Consider the following 8695-nt stretch of genomic DNA (forward strand, 5'->3'; position numbering starts at 1 on the left):
ATGACCCGCTCATTACGCATCTTCTACATCGCCCTGTTCCTGGTGACGCTGCTCGCCCTCGGCCTGTGGTCGGTTCGCAGCTTCCTGGGCTTCAGCACCAACGCCGATGCGACGGTGCTCAACGGCCGCTGGACCAAGGCGGTGGAAACCCACTACGACGACGAGTTTCCGATCAAGCGTCTTGGCACCAACCTCTGGGCGGCGCTGGATTTCAAACTGTTCAACGAAGGTCGTCCGGGCGTGGTGCTCGGACGCGACCAGTGGTTGTACAGCGATGAAGAATTCCACCCGACCGTCAACGAAGAGCTGAACCTGCAAGGCAACTACGCGCTGGTTGAAGGCGTACGCCAGACCCTCAAAGAGAAAGGCGTGAAACTGGTAATGGCGGTGGTACCGGCCAAGGTGCGTCTGTATCCGGAGCATCTGGGCGAGGAAAAACCGGCCAGCATCCACGCCAACCTTTACCAGGACTTCCACAAGCGTCTGGCTGCCGACCGCATCCTTGCTCCTGACCTGCTCGGCCCGCTGCAACAGGCCAAGCAGAACGGTCAGCAGGTGTTCCTGCGCACCGACACCCACTGGACACCACAAGGTGCCGAGATCGCGGCCAACCGTTTGGCCAAGACCATTGCCGACAAGTACCCGCTGAGCGGCGAGCCACAGCGCTTCGTCACCGAACCTGCGGAAACCGTTACGCACAAGGGCGACCTGCGGCTGTTCCTGCCACTGGACCCGCTGTTCGAAAACCTGATGCCCAAGCAGGAGCCTCTGCAGAAGCGCAATACGGTCGCGGCTGAAGATCAAGCGGCCGGTGACGACGCGCTGTTTGCCAACACCGAAGTGCCGGTGGCCCTGATCGGCACCAGCTACAGCGCCAACCCCAACTGGAACTTCGTCGGTGCGCTCAAGCAAGCGCTGAACAGCGACGTGGTCAATTACGCCGAAGACGGCCACGGCCCGATTCTGCCAATGCTCAGCTACCTCAAAAGCGATGCTTTCAAGAACAGCCCGCCACAAGTGCTGATCTGGGAGTTTCCTGAACGATATCTGCCTGTGAACAACGAAATCGGCGACGCCGACCCGCAGTGGGTCGCAGAGCTTAAACAAGCCGGCGCCCGCCAACAAAACGTAGCCGCAAACACTAAATCCGAGACGCCCGACCGGGCGCAAAACTGAAAGAGAGAGGTACTACCATGACTTTCACTACTACTCCGCGTCGTCTCGCCAAGACCTTTGCACTGGTTGCTGGTATGAGTGTGCTCTCGATGCAGGCCTTCGCCGGTGGCGATGCTGCGCTGTACGGCCCGACTGCACCGAAAGGTTCATCCTTCGTGCGTATCTACAACGCCAGCAACGCCGAAGTCAGCGCCACCGTCGGCAGCACCAGCCTGAGCGACGTCGCACCGCTGTCCAGCAGTGACTTCAGCTTCATGCCGGGCGGTGACTACAGCGCCAAGGTCGGCAGCCAGACCCTGCCGGTGAAACTGGCCGGCGATCACTATTACACCCTGGTCAACAACGCCAGCGGCGCGCCGCAACTGATCGAAGAGCCGCCGTTCAAGAACAAGCAGAAATCCCTGGTGCGCGTGCAGAACCTCAGCGACAAGGCACTGACCCTGAAAACCGCCGACGGCAAGACCGACGTGGTGCCGAACGTCGCACCCAAGGGCCGTGGCGAACGTGAAATCAACCCGGTGAAAGTCAGCCTGGCGCTATACGATGGCGCAACGAAAGTCGGCGACGTGAAACCCGTCGCCCTGGAACGCGGTGAAGCGGCAGTGCTGTACGTCACCGGCAACGGCAGCAGCCTGTCGCCAGTCTGGGTAAAACGCCCGGTATCGACGCGCTAATTAATTCGTCCGGTTGACCCATTTCCCTGTGGGAGCGGGCTTGCCCGCGATGCAGACGACTCGGTGAAACAGATGCACCAAGTTGATGCCATCGCTGGCAAGCCAGCTCCCACAGGGATCGAGGAATCAACGGGGACACGGAACAAGAACAAGAGTGAAACGACAGAACGAAGTAGCTCTAACCAAACGATTTGCAAGGAGTAACAACATGATTCCGGTGATCTTGTCAGGTGGTAGTGGCTCACGTCTTTGGCCGCTTTCCCGTAAGCAGTTCCCTAAACAGTTCCTGGCGCTGACCGGCGAACACACGCTGTTCCAGCAAACCCTGGAACGCCTGGTGTTCGAAGGCATGGACACGCCGATCGTGGTCTGCAACAAGGACCACCGCTTCATCGTCAATGAGCAACTGGCGGCCCGCAAACTGGAAACCCAGCGCATCCTGATGGAACCGTTCGGTCGCAACACTGCACCGGCCGTGGCCCTGACCGCGATGATGCTGGTTAACGAAGGTCGTGACGAACTGATGCTGGTGCTCCCGGCCGATCACGTACTGGAAGACCAGAAAGCCCTGCAACGCGCCCTGGCCCTGGCCACTGTGGCGGCGGAAAACGGCGAAATGGTGTTGTTCGGCGTACCGGCAACTAAACCGGAAACCGGTTACGGCTACATCAAGTCGACCAACGATTCGCTGCTGCCTGAAGGCGTCAGCCGTGTATCGCACTTCGTCGAAAAACCCGACGTGAAACGTGCCACCGAATACGTGCAATCCGGCGGCTACTTCTGGAACAGCGGCATGTTCCTGTTCCGCGCCAGCCGCTTCCTCGAAGAACTGAAAAAGCACGATCCGGACATCTACGACACCTGCCTGCTGACCCTGGAGCGCAGCGAGCAGACCAACGACACCATCACTTTCGACGAAGCCACTTTCGCCTGCTGCCCGGACAACTCCATCGACTACTCGGTGATGGAAAAAACCCAACGCGCCTGCGTCGTACCGCTGACGGCTGGCTGGAGCGATGTCGGCTGCTGGTCGTCGTTGTGGGAAGTGAACGAAAAAGACGCCAACGGCAACGTCACCAAAGGCGACGTGGTCATCCAGGACAGCAAAAACTGCATGATCCACGGCAACGGCAAACTGGTGTCGGTGATCGGCCTGGAAAACATCGTCGTGGTCGAAACCAAGGACGCCATGATGATCGCGCACAAGGACAAGGTCCAAGGCGTGAAACAAATGGTCAACACCCTCAACGAACAGGGCCGCACTGAAACCCAGAACCATTGCGAGGTCTACCGTCCGTGGGGCTCCTACGACTCGGTGGACATGGGCGGCCGCTTCCAGGTCAAGCACATCTCGGTCAAGCCGGGCGCGTGCCTGTCGCTGCAGATGCACCACCACCGTGCCGAACACTGGATCGTCGTCAGCGGCACCGCCGAAGTGACCTGCGACGAAAACGTGTTCCTGCTCACCGAGAACCAGTCGACCTACATTCCGATTGCTTCGGTGCACCGCCTGCGTAACCCGGGGAAGATTCCACTCGAGATCATCGAAGTGCAATCTGGTAGTTACTTGGGTGAGGACGATATCGAGCGGTTTGAAGATATCTACGGGCGCTCGACCCCAATCGAGCGTGGCGTGTCGGTGAAAACCATCGCGCAGTAACGTTCAGTAGACTTGAGCCCCCGCCCCACCGGCTGCGTTCCCTATCCGCAGCGGGTTGGCCGGGGGCTTTTTTATCTGCTGGATGAGTATTCTCGCCGTCACGCAAAAGCATGACGTATAAAGCCTCCCCATCAGAAGGTCGCAGCCCTGGTTTTCTTGCTGATCACCTGCTCATAAAACCTGCCGAGGCCCAAATGGACGTCAAAAAGACGCCCGGCGCATCAAGGCAGGACGGCGATAGGTTGAAGATCCGTTAGCATCGATGGCCTCGAACTGATCCGGTGCAAAGTTGACGAGCTCGCGGTGTTCAATGGAAAAATTTTCATGTACTGCTTGGAAAGCTAAATTCAGCATTTGTGGTCCCGTCACACGAAGCGTTTCTTTCATGCGGGTGGACCGCAGGAAGTGGTCACGGTCCGTGTTAACGAGATCAGCCAGTTCATGGGACTTTTCGATGTAACGGGCACGATAGGCTTCGGAGCTGTTACCCAGTTTCGCGCGCATTGCCACCACTTTCGCTCTGTACGGCGAGATAACTTGTTCCTTTACACTTTCCTGCCGGGCAATCTCGGCAGCCCCCGGAAACGCTCGCTTGGTCGTCCAAGTGCTGGATGACGAGTCTGAATAGGCAGTGGCAATAGAGCTCAGTGCCTGGGCGATAACGGGTGAGTTTGCCGGTGCGGCCAACACACCGTTTGCCAGTGTGTTATCGGGAAAAACGTAGGCCCGGGCACCGAGCGGTGCATCTTGAGCAGGGAAGTCCGCCCTCAACTGCATATCGACATCGGCATACACTCCTCCTCGGCTTAAGAGCGCAACCCGCGCGATATCACTGGCTGAGGCAAAGTTCTTGAACGGTCCGGAACGCTCGCGCTCGAACGCAGCTTCTAGCCGAGAGTCGAGTCCTTCAAAAGCGTCTGAAATGTTTCTGATCCGCACGTTGCGGCTCACCTTGCTCAGCGATACTGCATGCCGGCCTGACCCGACTTGTCTGTCCACCCAAAGCGTTCCGCTGTAGCCAGCCGCACTACTTATAAAGTCATTGATATTGCGCGCACTTTGCTCCGGCAGCGGGCTACCCAACCAAATCCAGTTGAGTTGTTGAGGCACCTCTGCGACGGCGCCTTGGGCATCCCTTAACGTAACGGGATTATTCCTGACCATTGCATACAGATTAAGCCCATCGACAGGTCCCGCCGGATCCGGATTCAACCACCGTTGCCACTCCGCCACGTAATACCTGAACCCGTAGTAATACAGCCCCGTCGCATCCCGCTCTTTCCCCGAATAACGCACAGTTCGGTAACTCGCCTCCACCTCCCCGCGCCCGGCAAACCACGCGGTGGTGCCATACGGGTGATAACGCTCCTGGCTGATCACTTCACCGTCATTGTCGAGTTCCAAAGTGCAGGAACCCAAATGGTCGTTCAGGTGGTAGCGGTATTGATCGTTGCCGATGTCGTTCGGCGGCGCCGATTCCCAATGCAGCACCCTTACACTGCTGCGACCGGCCTGGACGCTGATCACCTGCAACACTTCGCCCGTACCGCTGTAATTGCGCAGCTCCAGGTTTGGTAGATAGCGGGTTTCAGCGACCAACGTCCGGGCATGGGCCAGCGTCTCGCGGACTTTGCGCAGGCGCATCCCGTCGGCACCGTAGACATAACGTTCGCGGTCATTGACGCCCGAGTCGCGCACCACCGGCCGCACTTCGCCCAACTGGTTGCGCAGGTCCCAGGCCAATGCCTGCCCCGGTTGTAACTTGAGCAAGTTGCCGTTGCCGTCGAAGCCTCGGCGGAAGTCGTCCTCATCCGGTTCCACGCCTTCCAGCACCGGCAAGCAACGGTTGCTGTGTGCCGCCGCGAGCATTCGATGACCATGGTTTTGCGGACCTTCGTGAGTCAGCTCCAGCAGATTACCACCCGCGTCGTAACGATAGACCTGGCGGAAGTTCGCACGCGGTGCGGGGTCGTCAAAGGTCGAAAAGTGTGGACCTTTGCTGGCGCTCCCCGCCTCCCACCCGCAGGCTTCGGTCAACTGGTAGAGGCTGTCGTAAACGTAGCGATTGACCGGTTCGATCCGCTGGTTGGCGAAATAACGAATCGGCAGCGCGGCATCTTCGATGCTCAGCACGTTGCCCACCGGGTCGTAGGCGTAACGCAGGTTTTGCAGGGTGTCGGTGCCACGTTTGGCCTGAAGCTGGATCAGGCGGCCATCTTCAGCAGCGTATTGCAGCGTGGTGATGACGCCGTTGCCGGCGGTTTCCCGTTCGGTCTGGCCGTGGGCGTTATAGGTGATGGCGCTGAGCAGCGTTTTCGGGGTGGGTGTGCCCTTGAGTTGCAGGCGAACCTCGCGCAACTGGCCATCGAGGGTCTGGCTGAACAACTGGCGGTGACCCTTGGCATCGGTTTGATGGGAGACCTCGCCCAACGCATTGACCTGCGAACGAGTGGTGGCGCCCTCGCCCGGTTCCAGCAGCCACTCGCGATCCACTGTCGGCTCCGGCCAATCCGGCAGCGTCAGATCGTTCAGAAAATGCCGTGTCTGCTCCAGCACTGCGCCATGCAATCCGAACTCGGTAAATCGCTGCGAGCCCGCCGGGTCATCGTGGCGGATCAGTTGTCCGCATTGGTTGCGCTCGGCAGAGGCCTGATCGCTCGCGCCGTAACTCAAGCACTCCGTGCAAAGCGCTTCGCCGTCCACAGCTTGCTCGAACACCGATTCCGGGCGCAGCTGAGTGTCGTACTGCATCCAGCGCTGCGAGCCACGGCCATCCCAGTGGTAGATCGGTTGCCCCGCGTCACCCAACAGCGCAACACGCCACCCGGCATCGACGCTGCTCGTACTCAATTCTGCACCGGACAGGGCATGAGTCGTTTGTAGATTGGCTGGAGCCGACGCATCCGGAAACAGTCGCGGATCCCACTGCGCAATCGCACGCCCCGCCCAAACATGGACCGTGCGGTTGACCCGTGTCTGCGGGAGGACGCCGTCGATGCCTCGCCAGTAACCCACGGCACGCACCACCAACCCACAAGGGTCAATCGCGGTCAGGCTCGGGGTGTGGCGGTGGATTGAAAGGGTGGTTGGCATATTAGCCGCTCTGGATTCACTCTCCTCATCTAAACCCTCCGCTCAGACACTTGCCTACTGTCAGAAATTACAGGACAGACGGACGGTCACGAGACTGCAAATGCAAAACCGGGTTATTGGTGCATTACCGAAAAAACGAGTTTTGCTTACAACCGCCAAAATTACCGATTGCTTCGGTGCATCGCCTGCGTAACCCGGAAGATTCCGCTGGAGATCATTGAAGTGCAGTCGGGGAGTTATCTGGGTGAGGACGATATCGAGCGGTTTGAAGATATCTACGGGCGGTCGACCCCGGTTGAGCGTGGGGTTGCGGTGAAGACGATCGCGCAGTAAGCGATTGGTGAAACAGCCCCCATTCACCCCACCGCGTCCCTAATCCGCAGTGGGTTGGGTGAGGGCTTTTTTCTTAATTTACTCCAATTTAATTATTCGGAATCACTATAGCTTTCGACACCGGCCTCCTGCTTATAGGTTTCACCGGAGAGTAAACAACAGTTTCATAATTTCCCATCGGTTTAACCGCTACGACAAAATCCAAGTCTTTACCATTCAACTCTTTTGTTACCGCTGTCGCAATCAGACCAAAATCCTCAATCACCCTTTGCGTAGTCTTGCCATTGGGTGTCTGAAAAAAAGCTTCCAATAACTCAGAGCTACCACTTTCAAGCCCTTGCGTCTTGTCCAGTGTTATCTGATTTTTTACCTTTGACCTTCGAATAACACTGGGAAGCTCACCGTAATTATTATTTCTTTGCGCTGCCACTTTATACTGATGCCTAAAAATATCATTAGCAAAGACACGGCCAGAGTCTGAATATTTGTAATTCTGCTTAAACTCCCACTCATATTTATTAATCATATTGAAATATTTGCTAACTTTGGCCTTGTCGGCATTCTTCGATTTTGGCTCTGTCATTACGATTGTCCTTAGGACAACTTTATGCGTAAACATGTTTGCAACAAGGTCCGCCCTACCTTCCGAACGCTCATCAACTGAAGACAATCGCTCTCTTAGATCTTTAACAATGTAATAAATAAACTCCGGCTCCCGCGTATTTTCTCGATCCTGGTTGGCGGCCTCCGTCGTGACCTGGCCTTCCATCCCTTCTCCAAATACAGGGGCCAGTCCCTGTTCATCCCTGAATACGACTGGCTGATTTCCGACCATGTTGAACAAGTTCATTCCGTCAACATCCCCCGCGGGATCCGGATTCAACCACCGTTGCCACCAGGCCACGTAATACCTGAAGCCATAGTAATAAAACCCCGTCGCATCCCGCTCCTTCCCCGAATAACGCACCGTTCTGTAACTCGCCTCCACCTCCCCGCGTCCGGCGAACCACGCGGTGGTGCCAAACGGGTGATAACGTTCCTGGCTGATCACCTCACCGTCATCGTCAAGCTCCAGGGTGCAGGAGCCCAAATGGTCGTTCAGGTGGTAGCGGTATTGGTCATTGGCGCTGTCCTTCGGCGGCTCTGAGTCCCAATGCAACACTCGTACGCTGCTGCGCCCTGCCTGCACACTGATCACCTGCAACACCTCGCCCGTACCGCTGTATTTGCGCAGCTCCAGGCTCGGCAGATAGCGGGTTTCAGCGACCAACGTCCGGGCATGGGCCAGCGTCTCGCGGACTTTGCGCAGGCGCATCCCGTCGGCACCGTAGACATAACGTTCGCGGTCATTGACGCCCGAGTCGCGCACCACCGGCCGCACTTCGCCCAACTGGTTGCGCAGGTCCCAGGCCAATGCCTGCCCCGGTTGTAACTTGAGCAAGTTGCCGTTGCCGTCGAAGCCTCGGCGGAAGTCGTCCTCATCCGGTTCCACGCCTTCCAGCACCGGCAAGCAACGGTTGCTGTGTGCCGCCGCGAGCATTCGATGACCATGGTTTTGCGGACCTTCGTGAGTCAGCTCCAGCAGATTACCACCCGCGTCGTAACGATAGACCTGGCGGAAGTTCGCACGCGGTGCGGGGTCGTCAAAGGTCGAAAAGTGTGGACCTTTGCTGGCGCTCCCCGCCTCCCACCCGCAGGCTTCGGTCAACTGGTAGAGGCTGTCGTAAACGTAGCGATTGACCGGTTCGATCCGCTGGTT

General features: G+C 57.8%; 5 protein-coding genes and 1 pseudogene. 4 read left to right on the forward strand and 2 right to left on the reverse strand.

Annotated elements, in window-relative coordinates; all coding sequences use genetic code 11:
* The 3 genes from D8U18_RS16210 (at position 1) to D8U18_RS16220 (ending at position 3510) form a co-directional block, all read left to right on the forward strand.
* On the forward strand, positions 1-1176 hold the full coding sequence (locus tag D8U18_RS16210) for an alginate O-acetyltransferase (RefSeq protein WP_130903615.1): 1176 nt from the start codon (positions 1-3) through the stop codon (positions 1174-1176).
* Positions 1177-1193: 17 nt separating this feature from the next.
* A complete protein-coding gene (locus D8U18_RS16215; protein ID WP_130931923.1) occupies positions 1194-1850 on the forward strand; it encodes an alginate O-acetyltransferase AlgF in 657 nt (218 codons plus the stop codon).
* 208 nt (positions 1851-2058) lie between these two features.
* Positions 2059-3510 carry a mannose-1-phosphate guanylyltransferase/mannose-6-phosphate isomerase gene (locus D8U18_RS16220; RefSeq protein ID WP_131107997.1) on the forward strand — a complete coding sequence of 484 codons (1452 nt, stop codon included), beginning with the start codon at positions 2059-2061 and terminating at the stop codon, positions 3508-3510.
* Between the two features lie 201 nt (positions 3511-3711).
* Here D8U18_RS16220 and D8U18_RS16225 read toward each other — a convergent pair whose 3' ends face one another.
* On the reverse strand, positions 3712-6603 hold the full coding sequence (locus D8U18_RS16225) for an RHS repeat-associated core domain-containing protein (protein WP_131107998.1): 2892 nt from the start codon (positions 6601-6603) through the stop codon (positions 3712-3714).
* Between the two features lie 179 nt (positions 6604-6782).
* Here D8U18_RS16225 and D8U18_RS16230 point away from each other — a divergent pair.
* Positions 6783-6936, forward strand: a pseudogene (locus tag D8U18_RS16230) (mannose-1-phosphate guanylyltransferase/mannose-6-phosphate isomerase); the annotation flags it as partial.
* 88 nt (positions 6937-7024) lie between these two features.
* On the opposite strand, the gene D8U18_RS16235 reads toward D8U18_RS16230, so the two are convergent.
* Positions 7025-8695: RHS repeat-associated core domain-containing protein (locus D8U18_RS16235; RefSeq protein ID WP_131107999.1), on the reverse strand; the 1671-nt coding region annotated here is incomplete at its 5' end.

It is taken from the genome of Pseudomonas sp. Sample_10 (assembly GCF_004321495.1).
Classification (GTDB): Bacteria; Pseudomonadota; Gammaproteobacteria; order Pseudomonadales; family Pseudomonadaceae; genus Aquipseudomonas.

What these genes read in the sequence shown, in the direction of transcription:
- D8U18_RS16210 (WP_130903615.1), top strand. Translation starts at nt 1, where the DNA reads ATGACCCGCTCATTACGCATCTTCTACATCGCCCTGTTCCTGGTGACG.
- D8U18_RS16215 (WP_130931923.1), top strand. Translation starts at nt 1,194, where the DNA reads ATGACTTTCACTACTACTCCGCGTCGTCTCGCCAAGACCTTTGCACTG.
- D8U18_RS16220 (WP_131107997.1), top strand. Translation starts at nt 2,059, where the DNA reads ATGATTCCGGTGATCTTGTCAGGTGGTAGTGGCTCACGTCTTTGGCCG.
- D8U18_RS16225 (WP_131107998.1), bottom strand. Translation starts at nt 6,603, where the DNA reads ATGCCAACCACCCTTTCAATCCACCGCCACACCCCGAGCCTGACCGCG.